This is a genomic window from Bacteroides sp. 214 (genome assembly GCF_010501015.1).
Lineage (GTDB): Bacteria > Bacteroidota > Bacteroidia > Bacteroidales > Bacteroidaceae > Bacteroides.
Genome location: NZ_QVML01000002.1, coordinates 23,552 through 42,402, shown reverse-complemented (window position 1 = coordinate 42,402; position 18,851 = coordinate 23,552). Strand labels below are relative to the sequence as shown.

Here is an 18,851-nt window from a genome sequence, read left to right as displayed (position 1 = left end):
CTTTTGTTGCAATCAAATACAGACAAAAACATGAAAAACATTATTCTCCTTTTATTATTACTATTAGTTACCGCTGCTTGCAAAGAAAGCGAAAAACAACGCATCACCCGTTTAGTACAAGCATGGGATGGGAAAGAGATTATTTTCCCCGATGATGCTATTTATACCATCTATGGAAAAGACACAGTAGCATATCCACGACCCAATGCCGCATACACCATTGTATCTTATATAGACTCGGTAGGTTGCACTTCTTGCAAATTACAACTGATGCGTTGGAGTGAGTATATGCATCAATTAGACTCCATTTCATCGAAAGAAATTGCTTTTCAGTTTATCTTTCATCCCAAAAACACGAGAGACCTTATCCATATATTAAGAAGAGACCGATTTGACTTCCCTGTATGGCTCGATCAGGCAGAGTTGTTCAATAAAGCAAACGCATTGCCCGAAGACCGTATGTTCCACACGTTCTTGCTCGATACCAAACATAGAGTGGTAGCACTTGGCAACCCTGTAGAGAATCCTAAAATCAAGGAACTGTATCAAAAAGTAATAACGGGAAAAGTAGAAGTGCGCCCCGCATTGCCAACGACATCAGTCGTTATAAGTAAAAAAGAGATAAATCTTGGAGAATTTGATTGGACAAAAGAGCAAGAACAAAAGTTCTCTTTGCAAAACACAGGAAAAAATGCCTTGGTAGTTCAAGATGTTATAGCTTCTTGCGCTTGTATCAAAGTAAGTTATTCACGAGAGCCCGTACAACCCGGGCATGAATTGGAATTTGTAGTATTATATAGTGCAATCTCACCGGAGTATATTCATGAATCGCTAAAGATTTATGCGAATACTGAAGCTTCGCCATTAGTTATAAAGGTGAAGGGTGAGTCGAGAGAAGAAAATTGAAGTAAAAGGAGCGAGCAGGTAAATTCTTGCAGAGAGTTGCTGCTCGCTCCATACACCCTAAAAAGAAAGGATATGCCTGGCAAAGATAAATAATAAGAGAAAAATAAGAATGCTGTTTCGTTGAAAAAGAGTAGATGAAAGAGTGGAGAGTAAAATAGAATTAAATACAAATTAAACAAACAAGAAAATGAAAAAGAGAATTATTGGAATTTCATTGGTAGCAATATTTGCTTTAGTTGCTAGCTGGAATTCATTTCAAACAAAAAATAATGATAGAATGTCAGATTTACTATTAAGTAATGTGGAAGCATTAGCAGGTTTAGGAGAGTGGTGGGATTCTAAAGTCTATACCTGTTCATCACAGACTTGTACTATAACATTCTTGTTTTATACGTATTATGGCACATACGAACAGTGTTTAGATGGAAGTGATGTTGCCCATTGCTGGAATTGTAAAATGTGTGATGCGTAGTATGAAGACAACATATTGTTTTATTGCCTGCTTGCTATTATTTGGTTGCAAGCAGGCAACAAATAATCTTCTTCTATATGAAGAGGAAAATTTACAAGGAGACACTTTTTCTAGGACAATTTCTATAGATGTTTTAGATGAAAATAACGTATTGAAATATTCAGATGTGTTTGACTATGTTAATTTTATAAAGTTAGAAACAACAGACGATGCAATTATTGGACGGGTTGACAAAATAATTGCATTAGACGACAAATACATTATACTTGATTCATCATTAGCAAAGAAAGTCTTTGTCTTTGACTCTTCGGGGCAGTACCTAAATTCTTTAGGAAAGATAGGACAAGGACCGGGTGAGTTTGAAAGTCCTCACGATATTGCATTCAATAAATACACCAATGAGTTGTTGATTTGGAGTCATAATGATAAGAAAATCCTTAGATTTAAGCTGGATGGTACTTTTGTCTCTGAACTCAAAATTGATTGGTGGATATCATCTTTATCTGTTATTGCCCCCGATGCGATTGTCTTATATTTGAATAACATTACTCAAAAAGCGTCGACTGAAATTGGATATAATATTGTTATGATTGACTATGATGGAAATATTCTGAATAAAATGATGCCAATAGAGAATGAGTTGAAACGATTTTCTCCTCCCTCAAAAAAAGTATTCTCTCTATATAATGATAATGTTCTGTTCTCTCCACAGTTCAGTCGTGGAGTCTATACTGTAGATACCGATAGTATTAGCCAAAAATACTTTATTGACTTCGGTGAGATGAATATCCACTCATCACTTATAAGAGCAAATACATTACGTGATTTATATAAACTCATCAACAAGCATAACAAATATGCTTTTTCAAATAGTATTATAGAGACAGAACACCATGTTTATGTACAGGCAGTATATAAAAATAAATTATTTGACTGCTACTATTCAAAAGAGTCCAACAGCATAAATTGCACATCATTATATTTGAATGACATGAAATTATTAGCTTTTAGTGGTGTTGTAATGACTGCAAAACAAGATACAATAATAAGTATTGTACAGCCTGACGCGTTTACTGCATTCCTTGACTATATAGAGAAGGAAAACAACATTGCATCCGGTGGTACCATTTACAAAAAGTTACTTTCTTCCTCAGCAGCCATACTTGGAAGCGCAAAAAACAACTACAAAAAGTTAGCAGAGGAATCTGACTTTGAATTATCTAAAAGTGACATTGGGTTTATTAAAAGTATAAATAGTACAGATAATCCTATCATAAGATTATCTACATTAAAAACAATAGAATAAAAAGGATAAGAGTCTAACTATTTATATGAATTTAACAATAAGATTGTTTACGCTCACAATTATTGGCGTGCAAAAATGATAACAAAAACACGCAACCCCATCTCCTCCCTCCTACTGTTCGTCGGCGTTATCGTCGCCCTGTCAGTAGTATGCATCACCACCCCCGAGCTATCGCCCAATGATACCACCGGACAACTACTATGGCTCGGACGTGGTTGCATCGTTTTTGGAGTTTGCGGAGTGCTATCGGCTATTGTCCGTACACCATCAAACGAATCGAATTTTGCCGGCATCGTATCGTGGGTGCTTATCTGTTTAGGAAGTGTACAAGCCGTGTGGGGATTGTGCCAGCTATACGGACTTACCTATTCCAACCATTCGCTCTTTGCCCTTACCGGGTCGTTCTTCAATCCGGGTCCTTACTCGGGTTACTTAGCGATGGTGTTACCTATCTGCCTGCATCAATGGCTGTTGCTACGTAGCAAGGAGCAGCGCACACTCTTTGAACAAATAGGCTATTACCTTGCTTTCGTGAGTATGATTTTGATACTATGTGTACTACCTGCGGGTATGAGCCGTTCTGCCTGGCTTGCTGCATTAGTATCTTGCGGCATGGTATATGCCATTCACTACTCGTTGATAGACTTTATAAAAAAACAGTGGCGCACACACCGCAAACGAATGATAGGTTGTTTTGCTGCTGCCATACTCTTGGCTATATTAAGCACAGTATGGGTATTTTACATCAAAAAAGATTCTGCCAACGGGCGATTGTTTATGTGGAAGATTACCGCCACTGCCATATTCGAGAAGCCATTTGGTTATGGAACCAACAGCTTTGCCGCTGTATATGGAGCCACGCAAGAGGTCTATTTTGCCAAAGGCAACTATAGCGAGCAAGAAGAACACGTAGCAGGCTCGCCCGAATATGCGTTTAACGAGTACTTGCAGGTGGCACTGGAACAAGGCATACCTGTATTGGTGGTTTTATTGTTATTAATAGGTTATTGTCTGTTCGTTTCTTTAAAGAACAAACGTGTGGGTGTGGCAGCAGCCGTGGTGTCTCTATTGGTTTTCGCATTTTCTTCCTATCCGTTTCAACTTCCTGTATTTGTATGTACCTTTGTTTTTTTGTTGGCAGCTTGTGTATTGGGTCGTAGCAATTATTGGTTAGGTTTGTTTTCCCTATGTATGGCTATAACCGGATTCGTAATAGAGCAAAACAACACATACGAGGAGCATTGCAAATGGAGAAGTAGCCGGATGCTTTATCAGACAGGGGCCTATGACTCGGCAATCAAAGCATACTCCGAGTTATATCCTGTTCTAAAAACGCATCCGGCTTTTCTTTTTGAATATGGACACGCCTATCATAAAGCGGGGCAATATGCACAATCTACCAAGATAATGAAAGAAGCAGTACAATATAGTTGCGACCCGATGATATTGAATATTATCGGTAAGAATTATCAGGAACTGGCACAGTACCATGAAGCAGAACAATGGCTACTACGTGCAGTAAACAGGCTACCGGGTAGGATATATCCCTATTATTTATTGGCAAAGCTGTATGCAGAGCCAGAGTTTCATCAACCCAAGAAGCTGGAAGAAATGGTACAATTAGTACTAACAAAAGAGCCGAAAGTACAATCTACAGCAGTGAGGCAGATGAGGGAAGAGGTGAGGAAACTGGCAAGCAAAGGTAAAGAACAAAACAAATACTAACATATGAATACAAAACCAATTTACGCATTACTACTGTGCATATTGGCATCTTGCCAGTCTTCTCGTACAACCGATATCGAAAGAGTTTCAGTAACACCCGAGATTGTGGTCAATGACTTAGAGACACCCATGCCGGGACAGTTGCAGGTAACAGAAAATTATCTATTATGGACAGATCCGTTTAGTAGTGAATTTGGTGTTCATCTTCTTGAAAGAGAAACCGGTAAAGAGCTTTCGGCAGTTGCTCCCATAGGAAATGGTCCGGAAGAGTTTTTATCACCTACGGTTTCTACTGTTTCGGGAGACTCTTTTCTTACCTATGATTATAATGCTAATCGGTTTTTTCTTGGTTCGGGCGATAAATCTACATGGGAGAAACTAGATTGGGATATTAAACATTTGGTAGAAGTCACACGCATAACTCCATTAAACAAAGAGCAGTTTGTAGCCTTTTCGCCGTCTCAGAACCCTTCGTTCGCTCTTCTCGATCACGAAGGAAAAGTATTAAACCGCTTTGGGAAAGCACCTATCGAAGAAGAGGTTAGTAATAGCTTTGCTGCATTTCAAGGAGGAGTCACGTATCATCCCATACGAGAAATCTTGGTTTACTCCCTTTTCAATTTTCCATATATCGCCTCGTATAAGAAAGGAAAGGGCGTATTTGCATTACAACATGAGTTCAAAGAGGGAGCTAATTGCCATATCGTAGAAGGAAAACTTAAATACGACCGCTCTAAGAAAGGTATTTCTGAGTTAGCTTTGACAAAAGACTACATCGTAACATTAGAACGCGATTATCAAACAGACCCTATGGATGAATCTACAGTAGGGCGTGACTTCAGTAAATTGCCGCAGACTGTATTCCTCTATGATTATAATCTTATATTAAAGAAAATAGTACATACCGGAATGCCTATTTTGCGTATTGCTGCCACTCCTTTAACAAATGAAGTGTATGCAGTGGGGGTTAATCCTGACTTTGCAATTGTCAAATTCAACTTATAAACACAATTTCCGTCCAATCTCCTTTGATTTCTTACGTCAAACTCGTAGATTTGCATAGAACGACAATACAAATAAACTACACAATATGAGAAAACACATACTCATCAGTCTCCTCATCTGTCTCCTGATAACCTCAGCAGCCTGTTCGGGCGAGAAGAAAGCTATAACAGAAGAAGAAGGTGTATCTACCGTGTTACCCGATTCGAAAAGTGAAGTAACAATTGCTACCCTTAAACGCCAGGCGTTCAATCATGAACTGGTAAGCAACGGTAAAGTAGCCGCGCGAAACATGGCTGACCTGCGCTTTCAGTCGGCAGAGGTCATTGCATCTGTATGGGTGAAGAATGGCGACCGTGTAGTGAAAGGACAAAAGTTGGCAGAATTAGATTTATTCAAACTCACGAATAACCTCAACCAGACCAAAGAAGCACTGAAAAGTGCGCAACTGGAACTACAGGATGTATTGATAGGACAAGGATATCGGTTGGAAGATCAAGACAAGGTACCCGCCAATATCATGGAGCTGGCAAAGACACGAAGTGGATACGACCGCAACCTGGCGCAATACGAATTGGCTGCGCGCGAAGTACAAAATGCTACATTAACCGCACCATTTGATGGTATCGTAGCCAACCTCTTTGCCAAACCGCACAATGTGGCAAATACATCGGAGGTGTTTTGCTCGATCATCGACAATCAAGGAATGGAAGTAGACTTTACCGTATTGGAAAGCGAACTGGCATTGATACGCAATAACGACAAAGTATCCGTAACTCCCTACTCGGGCATGGCAGAATCGTGCAGCGGACAGGTGGTGGAGATAAATCCCGTGGTAGACGACAAAGGCATGGTAAAGGTTAAGGCACGCATAAACGGAAACAGCAAACTCTTCAGCGGGATGAACGTACGGGTTAGCGTGTTCCGCTCGCTCGACGGACAGTTGGTAATACCCAAAAGTGCCGTGGTGCTTCGTTCGGGCAAGCAGGTGGTGTTTACCTATAAGGATGGAAAAGCACACTGGAACTATGTACACACCGGGTTGGAGAATGCCACGGAATGTACCATTCTGGAAGATAGTAAAGATAAGCTATCCGAAGGAGATGTGATAATTATCAGTGGAAATGTTAACTTGGCACACGAGTCGCCAGTCTCTGTTATTGAGCAATGATTAAGTTTCTGCTTCAGCGACCCATAGCCGTCTTAATGACTTTTACCGCCTGCTTTATTGTGGGTTGGATAACTTACTTTACCCTGCCGGTATCGTTGCTCCCCGACATTGCCATTCCTGAAATTACGGTGCAGATAGCCGCACAGAACACATCGGCACGCGAACTGGAGAATGCCGTGGTGAAGCCTATACGGCAACAACTGATGCAAGTAGCCCGCCTGCGCGACATGATTAGCGAAACACGCGACGGAGCCGGTATCATCCGCCTCAGCTTTGACTACGGAACCAATACCGACTTAGCTTTCATAGAGGTAAACGAAAAGATAGACGCCTCTATGAACAGTCTGCCCAAAGAGACAGAGCGTCCGAAAGTGGTAAAGGCAAGCGCCACCGACATTCCGGTATTCTACCTCAACCTGACGTTGAAAGAAGAAACCGTTTATAAGGAAACCAGCCAACAAGACTTCATGAACTTGTGCGAATTTGCCGAATCGGTTATCAAACGTCGCATCGAGCAACTCCCCGAAGTAGCTATGGTAGACATTACCGGATTGATAGACAAACAGCTACAGATTGTGCCCGATGCTGCTAAAATGACACTACTGGGGCTCTCCATCCAAGACCTTGAAAGCGTACTGGAACAAAACAATGTAGAAGCAGGGAGCATGACTGTGCGCGATGGCTACTACGAATACAATATAAAATTTGCTACTCTGCTCAGAACCGCCGAGGATGTGGAAAACATCTACCTAAATAAAGACGGACGCGTTATGCAACTGAAGGACTTCTGCCGGATACGCATTGTGCCTCAAAAAGAAAAAGGTATCTCCGTGTGCAACGGCAAGCGAGCCGTATCCTTAGCCATCATCAAGCAAGCCGACGAAAACATGGAGCACCTCAAGGTAGCACTGTCAAACGTTATGAAGCATTTCGAGGAGGTCTATCCAGATATTGACTTCCACATATCGCGCGACCAGACCGAGCTTTTGGACTACACCATTTCCAACCTCAAGGAGAACCTATTGTTGGGGCTTATTTTTATTTGTTTTATTGCTATCTTATTCTTGGGCGATGTACGCTCTCCATTCATCATTGGACTGAGTATGCTGGTTTCTATCGTGGCATGCTTCGTCTTTTTTTACCTGTTTAAGATGTCGCTCAACATCATCTCGCTATCGGGATTGATATTGGCGTTGGGGATGATGATTGACAACTCCATTATTGTAACCGAGAACATCTCGCAATATCGCGAACGGGGACATACGCTAATGGATGCCTGTGTATTGGGTACAGCCGAAGTGATTACACCCATGCTCAGTTCATCGCTTACCACCATCTCGGTATTTGTGCCGTTGATTTTCATGAGTGGCATAGCAGGAGCTATTTTCTTTGACCAGGCCTTTTCGGTTACGATTGGTTTGTTGGTTTCTTACCTCACAGGAATTATGCTGCTGCCCGTGCTCTACTACCTCATTTACAGTATCAAAGCAAAGAAAGTGCGCTTTTTTTCTTTGCACTTCAACAATCCTATTAAGGAACACACGCTCGACGCATGGTATGACAAAGGTGTGGATTGGGTATTTAATCACAAAACCTTCTCTACCATTGCCTGCCTATGCTCATTACCCTTATGTGCCTTTATGTTCTTCTTTATCAATAAAGAAAGAATGCCCGAGATAGACGAGAGCGAACTCATGGTACGTATCGAGTGGAACGAAAACATCCATATAGACGAAAATAAAGAACGGATCTACACCCTATCGGCAACGTTTGCACCAAGTACGGTAGAGCAAACAGCCTTTATCGGGCAGCAGGATTTCTTATTGAACCGCGAACAGGAGCTCTCTTCTTCGGAAGCGGAGGTGTACCTCAAAACAGAGACTTCGGATAAGATAGCACCGTTACAACGTGAAATTATGAATTGGTTGAAAACGCATTATCCATTGGCGGTGGTCTCTTTCTCGCCCCCCGAAACTTTCTTTGAAAAGCTGTTCGTAACCGGTGAACCCGATGTGGTAGCCGAATTATATGCCCGTGACATGGAGCAAGTGCCCGACGCGAATATGCTGCGCGAAATAGAAAACAACCTCACCCGGCAAACTGGCATCGCCCCTACAGGTATTGCTTTCGAAAACCAACTCAACATTACCATTAACCGCGAAAAGCTATTATTGTATCAGGTATCCTACAACGAACTGCATCGTACCCTGAAAACCGCTTTCAAAGAAAACAGTGTGGCAATGCTGCACTCGTACCAGCAATACCTGCCTATCTCCATTGCAGGAGAAGAAAAAACGATTAACAAGGTGTTGCAAGAAACCCTGATACAGGCGCAAAACACATCCACGAACAATAAAATCTTCATTCCGCTGCGCGAGCTCATTAGCGTGACACCTGCCGAAGACCTCAAGAGTATTACTGCCGGAAAGAATGGCGAATACATACCATTCCGTTTCTACGATGTAGAGGACGCCGAGAGTTTGATTGCGACAAGCAAAGCGGTTATTGAAAAAGTCAACACGTGGGATACGGCATTCTCGGGTAGCTTTTTCTCCAACCGGAAGATGCTGAACGAGCTGGTAGTTATTCTGCTGGTTTCTATCTTGCTGATGTACTTTATACTGGCGGCTCAGTTCGAGAGTTTCCTCCAACCATTGATTGTACTCTTTGAGATACCAATAGATGTAGGTTTCGCCTTGGTGGTGCTTTGGCTGTGCGGACACACGCTGAATCTGATGTCGGCTATCGGATTGATTGTAACCTGTGGCGTTATTATTAATGACTCGATATTGAAACTCGACGCGATAAACGAGTTGCGCAAGAAAGGTACTCCCATACTCGAAGCTATTCACGAAGCCGGAAGACGAAGACTTCGCCCTATTATCATGACGTCACTGACAACGATGTTTGCCATGGTACCGCTACTGTTTTCATTTGACATGGGTTCGGAGTTACAGAAGCCGCTTGCCATTGCTATGATTGCTACCATGTTTCTGGGTACATTAGTGAGCCTCTTCATCATCCCATTGCTATACTGGTTTATTTATAGAAGAAAAGAAAGAAAGGAACCAAATGAATAAATATATACACTACTGGCTGTTGTTCATCACACTTTGGCTGGGCAACACAATCTACCTCCATGCTCAAGAAAGAGTAACTCTTGATTTGCACGAAACCATCGGTTTGGCAAACGATAGTTCGCTGGAGGCATTCCGCACGCAGAATATGTATCTTTCGGGCTACTGGGAATATCGCACCTACAAAGCCAATCGTCTGCCAAGCTTGACGCTCAACATGACACCGGCACGCTACAATCGCGACTTTACCCAACGCTACGATTCGGAAAATAATCTGGATGTGTATCGCAGCCAGCGGAGTTTCTACGCATATGGCAACCTTGCTATCCGACAAAACTTCGACCTTACGGGAGGTACGTTCTTCTTAGACACAGAACTGGCCTATCTGCGCAATTTCGGCGACAACAAAACGACACAATACACCAGTGTTCCTATTCGCATAGGGTATTCGCAAAGTTTGCTGGGATACAATGCCTTCAAGTGGGAGCGAAAGATTGAACCGCTCAAATTTGAGAAAATAAAGAAAGAGTTTATCTACAACACCGAGCAGGTGGCAGAGTCGGCTATCAGCTATTTCTTCAAGCTGGCGACGGCACAAGTAGAATATAATTTGGCAAAAGACGAGGTGGCTTCGAGCGACACCTTATATAGAATGGGATTGCAACGGCATCAGATAGCTGCTATCTCACAATCAAACCTGCTCACATTAAAGTTAGACCATGTAAATGCCAGAAACCGCTTGCAGAACGCATCCATCAGTTTGAAGCGTGCTATGTTCTCCTTAGCTTCGTTCCTCAATCTGGACAGGAATACCGAAATTGAGCTGGTACTCCCCCAGCGACCACAAGATATGATGATTCCTGTGGATGCCGCGCTAACCTATGCCAAAGAGAATAATCCTACGCTGCTGGGGTTGAAGCAAAGCATCTGGGAAGCCGAGAGAAATGTGGATAAGACAAAAAAAGAATCGCGATTCAATGCGTCGCTCAGTGCCAGCATAGGCTACAACCAATCGTCCGAAACCTTTAGCAATGTGTATCAACACCCGATGCGTCAAGAAATGGTAGCACTTTCTGTCTCCATTCCTTTAATAGACTGGGGGGTGCGCAAAGGAAAGTATAACATGGCACGAAACAATCTGAATGTAACACGTATCTCTTCCCGCCAAAGTGAAATAAGCCTCGAAGAAGATGTGATTATGACTGTGAACGACTTCAATATTCAGCAAGATTTAATCATCAGTGCCGAAGAAGCCATGAGTTTGGCACTGTTGGCATACAACGAAACCAAACAACGGTTCATGATTGGCAAAGAAGACATCAACAGCCTTACCCTCTCCCTGAACCGCCAACAAGAAGCGCAGCACAACTACATCACTGCGTTGGAGAACTATTGGTTGAATTACTACAAAATACGCAAACTCACCCTGCACGATTTTGCCACCGGCATGTCGCTCTCCGAAAAGTTTGATTACTCCACGAATGGCAGATACTAAACAACACACCACAAACGGTTGGAAATTCTCTTCCTTCACCCTCATCGTAGCCTTTATTTGCCTGGCGTTGGTGGGGGTAGCGTTGGTTCCGTTGTTGCCTGTTAAGCTCAATCCTTCGGGAGCATTACCGGGTTTTACCATCCGGTTCAATATGCCCGGAAGCTCTTCGCGGGTAGTAGAAATGGAAGCTACCAGCAAGCTCGAAGCTATGCTGGCACGTATCAGGGGGATAAAATCTATGAAATCTGTTTCGAGCAACGGGTCGGGACGCATCACCATCGAAGTAGACAAGTATGCCGACATCGATGCTGTTCGCTTTGAGGCTTCTACCGTGATACGCCAAACCTGGTCGCAGCTCCCCGAAGGGGTGACTTACCCCTATCTGCAAATGCGCAGAACCGACGAAAAGAACGCACGCAACTTTCTTGTTTTCACTATCAACGCACCGGCTACACCTATATTAATTCAACAATACGCCGAAAACCACATCAAACCACGACTCTCGCAGTTGCAAGGAATTTACAGCATCGATATTTCAGGAGCTACCCCCATGGAGTGGAGGTTGGAGTACGACAGCGAACAATTGCGCACACTGGGCATTACAACAAATGCCATACAAAGTGCCATTAGTCAATACTACGCGCACGATTTCCTGGGAACAGCCAATATGGAAACCGCATCGGGAGGCAAAAAATGGATACGTCTATTATTGACTTCGGGTATTTCGCGCAATAAGTTTGATGTAACAGAGATATTCGTCACCGCTACCAACGGTAAACAGATTCGTTTAGACCAACTGGTAAAAGTTGCTTATGTGGAAGAAGAGCCGCAAAGCTACTACCGCATCAACGGACTGAACTCCATCTATCTTTCTATTACCGCCGATGAGGCCGCAAATCAGTTAAATCTGAGTGAACAGGTAATAACCGAAATGACGAGTATAAAAGAATCATTGCCACAGGGCTACGAAATCCATACCAGCTATGATGCTACCGAATACATTCACAAAGAACTCGATAAAATATACCTCCGCACAGGACTTACGATAATCATCCTGTTGATGTTTGTATTGCTCATCACGTTTAATCCACGTTACCTTTTGCTCATCGTCATCAGCTTGAGCATCAACATTGCTATTTCGGTTATCTTCTACTACCTATTTGGTTTGGAGATGCAGTTGTTTTCTTTGGCAGGAATCACCGTTTCTCTCAACTTAATCATCGACAACACCATTGTGATGACCGATCATATCTTGCATCGACGTAACTTAAAGGCTTTTCTTTCTATCCTTGCCGCCACACTAACCACAATGGGAGCACTGGTTATTATCTTCTTCCTCGACGATAAGATAAAACTGAACCTGCAAGACTTCGCAGCGGTAGTCATCATTAACCTTACAGTATCGCTCTTTGTCGCTCTATTCCTCGTACCCGCACTGATAGATAAGCTAAACCTGCAAAAAAACAGTTACAGATGGCGAAGACTCCAACCACGCTTTATTAAACACCCGAAGACACTATTCAAACGCTTCGCTGTTTATTTTGGCAAGGCATACGCGGCTATGATACGTTTTCTGTGTCGGTGGCGGGTAGTGGTATGCTTACTGTTTGTATTACTCTTCGGACTGCCGGTATTCCTCTTGCCCGAGAAGATAGAAGGAGAAGACAGAAAAGCCGAGCTATACAACAAGACCTTAGGCTCTGCTACCTACAAAGAAAAAATAAAACCAATCGTAGATAAAGCGTTGGGGGGCACCTTGCGTCTGTTTGTTCAAAAGGTGTACGAAGGAAGCTACTTCACCCGCAACGAAGAAATAGTACTCAGCATCAGCGCTACACTACCCAACGGCAGCACGCTCGAACAGATGAACAACCTTATTAAACGCATGGAGGTATATCTGAGCGAGTTCAAGGAAATCAAACAGTTCCAGACCAATATAAGCTCAGCGCGAAGAGCACACATACAAGTGTTTTTTACAGACGAAGCACAACAAGGCGGTTTTCCATACACACTGAACTCGCTCGTTATTAGCAAGTCATTAGAGTTGGGCGGTGGCAGTTGGGGCGTATATGGTTTACCTCAAACAGGCTTCAGCAATGATGTACGCGAGAATGCCGGAAGCTTCCAGATAAAAATGTATGGTTATAACTACGACGAGCTCTATGCCCATGCCGAGAGGCTAAAGGCACAGTTGATGACCTTCAGACGTATCAAGGATGTTATTATCAATTCCGAATTCTCGTGGTATAAGGACGATTATCAGGAGTTTTACTTCGACCTCAACGGGCATCGATTGGCAGAAGAGAACCTCTCTGCACAGAACCTCTTCAACACTATGCGTCCCATCTATGGCAAAAATATCGGAGCAGGTTACATTGTTACTAAAAATGGTACGGAAAACATTCGCCTTTCCTCCCAACAGTCGCATCAATACGACATCTGGGCAATGCAACACTACCCTTACCTCATTGGCAATCGACTTTACAAACTTACCGACCTTGCTACCATTGAAAAAGGACAAGCGCCTCAAAACATTGTAAAAGAGCGGCAACAATACCTGCTTTGCCTACAGTACGAATATATTGGAGCCCACGAACAAGGGCGTCGCACGCAAGAACGTGTTTTAGAAGAATTCTCGTCCACGCTCCCTATGGGCTACACTGCCGAATCTGAAAATGCCCGTCACTACTGGAACAAAAAGGATAACAAGCAGTACAACCTGTTGCTGGTTATTGTCGTTATCATCTTCTTTATTTCGAGTATCCTCTTTAACTCACTGAAGCAGCCATTTGCCATCATCTTTGTCATACCCATTTCGTACATTGGGGTATTCCTTACATTCTACTGGTTCAAACTCAACTTCGATCATGGCGGCTTTGCATCTTTTGTCTTATTGTGCGGCATCACGGTCAATGCCAGCATCTACATTCTGAGTGAGTACAATGCCATTCGTCGCCGCTTCCCGCGCCTATCACCGCTGCGCGCTTATGTAAAGGCATGGAATTCTAAAATAATTCCTATCTTCCTCACGGTAGTATCTACCATACTTGGCTTCATTCCGTTTATGGTAGGAACACAGCGCGAGTCGTTCTGGTTCCCACTGGGCGCAGGAACGATGGGTGGGTTAATCATGTCGGTCATTGGAATTTTCTTCTTATTGCCGCTGCTTACACTGAAAAAGCGACCTTAATTTGAGACTGTTTTTCTATCAAAAGAAACGCTAAAAGTCATTATTACAAAGGGGTTAATAAGAAGAAAGTACAAAAAGGATATCAGCAATTCAACATGAAGAGCATCTCCGCGAGACTATGGACGAGCGATGGTGCGCCTATGGACGAAGGGTCGTGAGCCTATGGCTGAAGGGTCGTGAGACTATGGCTGACGATGCACGAGCCATAGGCTGACAGGGCGTGAGACTATGGCTCACAGGTGCATTTAACTAAGAGCTTTAAGCCATCTCTTTTTGTGACTGTTTTTTGCTTCATTTCTCACTGTTTTTCACCTCGTTTCCGACTGTTTTCTTACCACAATAACAGTCAGAAAATTATTGTGAAGACCCTGTGAAGGATAAAAGAGGGAGCCTTCACACGCAACTTGCTTACTTTCACTCGCTTACAGCGATATGTGAATGTGAAGGCTAATTTGCTAAAACTACATTTGGGATATATATTAAGCTGTTGGGTTGGTAAAATATGCATTAATTAATTCCGCCAACGGGTGTGTTTATAAAAACGTAGAGCCCAGACATATTCTATCGGACGACGAATCGTTCAAAGTGGCAGGTACAGAGAAAGACGTTGAAGAGGAAAGCAACAAAGGGATTGTGAAATTTAGAATAAAAGCAGCCAAACCCTAATCTCTGGCATAGTAGCCAAACCCATCTCTTTGTGGCAAATAATTGAAAGGAAAATTGTTCTTGCAGAAAAGAAAAAGTAGATATAAAACATTATCTTTGCACACTCAAATACAAATAACTCATTAACCATAATAACATTATGATTTTTTTCTTCAAGACCTCTTCCCAAAGCATTATTGCTGTAGAGTGCGCTCACAATCTTTCCACCGAAGATAATAAAAAACTTTGTTGGCTTTTTGGCGAAGCAGAGAACCTCAAAAAAGAAAACCTGGAGGGCTACTTTGTTGGTCCGCGTCGCGAAATGATTACTCCTTGGAGCACCAACGCTGTTGAGATTACACAAAACATGGGAGTGGAAGAAATAGCCCGTATTGAAGAATACTTCCCCGTGTCTGACGAAAATGCGGAATATGACTCTATGTTACAACGCATGTACAAGGGGTTGAACCAAGAAATATTTACCACCAATCGTGCCTCACAGCCCATTCAATACATTGAAGACCTCGAAGCATACAACGAGCAAGAAGGTCTGGCACTCTCTGCCGAAGAGATGGACTACCTGAAAAAAGTATCGGAAGATTTGGGCAGAAAGCTAACCGACTCTGAGGTATTTGGTTTCGCACAGATAAATTCCGAACACTGCCGTCATAAAATATTCGGTGGCACCTTTATTATCGACGGGGTAGAAATGGAGTCGTCGCTATTTCAAATGATTAAGAAAACAACCGCCGAGAATCCCAATAAGATAATCTCCGCCTATAAAGACAACGTAGCCTTTGCCAGCGGACCGGTTGTAGAACAGTTTGCTCCTGCCGACCATTCCACTTCCGACTTCTTCATCATCAAAGATATCAAGACCGTTATTTCGCTGAAAGCCGAAACACATAACTTCCCTACCACCGTAGAGCCTTTCAATGGAGCATCTACCGGAACGGGTGGCGAAATACGCGACCGCATGGGAGGTGGAAAAGGTTCTCTGCCCATTGCCGGAACAGCAGTATACATGACCTCCTACCCTCGTACCGAAGCCGGACGCGAGTGGGAAGAGTTACTCCCCGTGCGCAAGTGGTTGTACCAAACACCCGAGCAGATATTGGTGAAAGCTTCTAATGGAGCATCCGACTTCGGAAACAAATTTGGCCAGCCGCTGATTTGTGGTTCGTTGCTTACTTTTGAGCATCAGGAGCACGACACATTCTATGGCTACGACAAAGTAATCATGCTTGCCGGTGGTGTGGGATATGGCACCGAACGCGACTGTCTGAAAGGAAAACCCGAAGCAGGAAATAAAGTTGTGGTACTGGGTGGCGACAACTATCGCATTGGCTTGGGTGGTGGCTCCGTATCGTCGGTAGATACCGGTCGTTACAGTAGCGGCATTGAGCTCAACGCTGTGCAACGCGCCAACGCAGAAATGCAGAAACGTGCCAACAACGTGGTACGCGCATTGTGCGAAGAAGATAATAACCCCGTGGTATCCATCCACGACCATGGCTCGGCAGGACACGTAAACTGTCTGTCGGAACTGGTGGAAGAATGTGGTGGTGTAATAGATATGAGCAAGTTGCCCATTGGCGACAAGACACTCTCTGCTAAGGAAATCATTGCCAACGAATCGCAAGAGCGTATGGGGCTGCTTATCAAGGAAGAAGCCATTGAACATGTGCGCAAGATTGCCGAACGCGAACGTGCCCCGATGTATGTTGTAGGCGAAACTACCGGCGACCACCGTTTCTCGTTTGTACAGGCAGATGGTGTTCGTCCCTTCGATTTGAGCGTTGACCAGATGTTTGGTTCGTCGCCCAAAACCTATATGATAGATAAAACAGTGGAACGTCATTACGACAATCCTACCTATAAAACCTCCGAGTTACACAACTATCTTACCGACGTATTACAATTGGAAGCTGTGGCATGTAAAGACTGGCTGACTAATAAAGTAGACCGTTCCGTAACAGGTAAAGTAGCCCGTCAGCAATGTCAAGGCGAGCTGCAACTGCCTCTAAGCGACTGTGGCGTGGTAACACTCGACTATCGTGGCGAAAAAGGTATTGCTACCTCTATTGGTCACGCACCACAGGCCGCCCTCTCCGACCCTGCATCCGGTTCTGTACTTGCTGTAGCCGAAGCCCTTACCAACCTGATATGGGCACCGTTGGAAGATGGTATGGATAGCATATCACTCTCCGCTAATTGGATGTGGCCCTGCCGTTCGCAAGAAGGTGAAGACGCTCGCTTGTACACTGCGGTAAAAGCGTTAAGCGACTTCTGCTGTGAGCTACAAATTAACGTGCCCACCGGTAAAGACTCATTGTCCATGACCCAAAAGTACCCTGATGGAGACAAAGTAATATCTCCGGGAACGGTAATCGTTTCGGCAGGTGCCGAGGTGTACGATATAAAGAAAGTGGTTTCGCCCGTAGTGGTTAATGATGCAAACACATCGCTCTACCACATTGACTTTAGCTTTGACGCATTGAAACTGGGAGGATCTGCTTTCGCTCAATCATTGAACAAGATTGGCGACGAAGTACCCAGCGTGAAAGATGCAGAATACTTCAGAGATGCTTTCCTTGCAGTTCAAGAGCTAATAGGAAAAGGATTAATCCTTGCCGGACATGATATATCGGCAGGTGGATTGATTACCACGCTACTGGAAATGTGCTTTGCCAATGTGGATGGTGGTATGGAAATCAGTCTCGACAAATTGAAAGAAACAGACCTTATCAAGATTCTTTTTGCCGAGAACCCAGGTATTGTAATACAAATAAAGAATAAAGATAAAGAGAGCGTTAGCAAGATACTTGAAGACGCAGGTGTTGGCTTTATTAAGATAGGTAAACCTACAGAGGAACGCCACATTCTGGTTTCTAAAGATGGCATTTCGTATCAGTTTGGCATAGATCACCTGAGAGATGTGTGGTACACCTCTTCTTACCTGCTCGATCGCAAACAATCCATGAATGGTTGTGCCAAAAAACGTTTTGAAAACTACAAGGAGCAACCAGTAGAGATGGTATTCAGCCCTGCTTTCAAAGGTAAGTTCTCGCAATACGGCATCACTCCCGAACGTCGCGAAAAGAGTGGCATAAACGCAGCCATCATTCGCGAAAAAGGAACCAACGGCGAACGCGAAATGGCATACGCACTCTACCTAGCCGGTTTTGACGTGAAGGACGTTACCATGACCGACCTTACCAGTGGTCGCGAAACACTCGAAGACATCAATATGATTGTGTTCTGTGGCGGTTTCTCCAACTCCGATGTACTGGGAAGTGCTAAGGGATGGGCAGGTAGTTTTGTATTCAACGAAAAAGCCAAAGAAACGCTATCTAACTTCTATGCGCGTAAAGACACCCTTTCATTGGGTATTTGTAACGGTTGCCAGTTGATGATAGAGCTTGGACTTATCAATCCGGAGCACGAACAAAAAGCGAAAATGTTACACAATGAATCGCATAAATTCGAGTCGACATTCGTCTCTGTTGAAATTCCAACCAACCAGAGTATATTATTCAGTTCATTGAGCGGAAGCAAACTGGGTATCTGGGTAGCACATGGAGAAGGTAAGTTCTCTTTGCCTTACGCAGAAGATCAATACAATATTGTTGCTAAATATAACTACAACGAATATCCTGGAAACCCTAATGGTTCGGACTATTCGGTAGCTGCTTTGGCAAGTAAAGACGGCAGACATCTTGCTATGATGCCCCACTTGGAACGTACTATCTTCCCCTGGCAAAACGGATATTATCCTGCCGACAGGAGAGAAAACGACCTGGTTACACCGTGGATTGAAGCATTTGTCAACGCGCGGAAATGGGTTGAAGCAACTAAATAA

At 43.5% G+C, this 18,851-nt stretch carries 10 protein-coding genes; all 10 read left to right on the top strand.

Going from position 1 to position 18,851, the window contains the following annotated elements; all coding sequences use genetic code 11:
- Positions 1–30 precede the first annotated feature (30 nt).
- The 10 genes from D0T50_RS01805 to purL all read left to right on the top strand — a co-directional run bounded on the left by D0T50_RS01805 (position 31) and on the right by purL (position 18,851).
- Positions 31–906, top strand: coding sequence for a DUF1573 domain-containing protein (locus tag D0T50_RS01805; RefSeq protein WP_163221383.1), 876 nt, complete (start codon positions 31–33; stop codon positions 904–906).
- 187 nt (positions 907–1,093) lie between these two features.
- Entirely contained in the window at positions 1,094–1,378 is a 285-nt protein-coding gene (locus D0T50_RS01800) for an NVEALA domain-containing protein (RefSeq protein ID WP_163221381.1), read from the top strand.
- Between the two features lies 1 nt (position 1,379).
- A complete protein-coding gene (locus D0T50_RS01795) occupies positions 1,380–2,684 on the top strand; it encodes a 6-bladed beta-propeller (protein WP_163221379.1) in 1,305 nt (434 codons plus the stop codon).
- A gap of 75 nt (positions 2,685–2,759) precedes the next feature.
- Positions 2,760–4,409, top strand: a complete 1,650-nt coding sequence (locus D0T50_RS01790) for an O-antigen ligase family protein (RefSeq protein WP_203558164.1) — start codon at positions 2,760–2,762, stop codon at positions 4,407–4,409.
- A gap of 3 nt (positions 4,410–4,412) precedes the next feature.
- Positions 4,413–5,414, top strand: a complete 1,002-nt coding sequence (locus tag D0T50_RS01785) for a BF3164 family lipoprotein (protein ID WP_163221377.1) — start codon at positions 4,413–4,415, stop codon at positions 5,412–5,414.
- Between the two features lie 85 nt (positions 5,415–5,499).
- Positions 5,500–6,582, top strand: coding sequence for an efflux RND transporter periplasmic adaptor subunit (locus D0T50_RS01780; protein ID WP_163221375.1), 1,083 nt, complete (start codon positions 5,500–5,502; stop codon positions 6,580–6,582).
- On the top strand, positions 6,579–9,662 hold the full coding sequence (locus tag D0T50_RS01775; RefSeq protein WP_163221373.1) for an efflux RND transporter permease subunit: 3,084 nt from the start codon (positions 6,579–6,581) through the stop codon (positions 9,660–9,662). The genes D0T50_RS01780 and D0T50_RS01775 overlap by 4 nt, the downstream gene beginning before the upstream one ends.
- On the top strand, positions 9,655–11,154 hold the full coding sequence (locus D0T50_RS01770) for a TolC family protein (protein WP_163221371.1): 1,500 nt from the start codon (positions 9,655–9,657) through the stop codon (positions 11,152–11,154). Before D0T50_RS01775 ends, D0T50_RS01770 begins: the two co-directional genes overlap by 8 nt.
- Complete coding sequence (locus D0T50_RS01765) at positions 11,141–14,344, top strand: efflux RND transporter permease subunit (protein WP_163221369.1); 3,204 nt, start codon at positions 11,141–11,143, stop codon at positions 14,342–14,344. The genes D0T50_RS01770 and D0T50_RS01765 overlap by 14 nt, the downstream gene beginning before the upstream one ends.
- A gap of 805 nt (positions 14,345–15,149) precedes the next feature.
- Positions 15,150–18,851 (top strand): phosphoribosylformylglycinamidine synthase, encoded by a 3,702-nt coding sequence (gene purL, locus D0T50_RS01760; RefSeq protein WP_163221367.1) that lies wholly within the window; start codon positions 15,150–15,152, stop codon positions 18,849–18,851.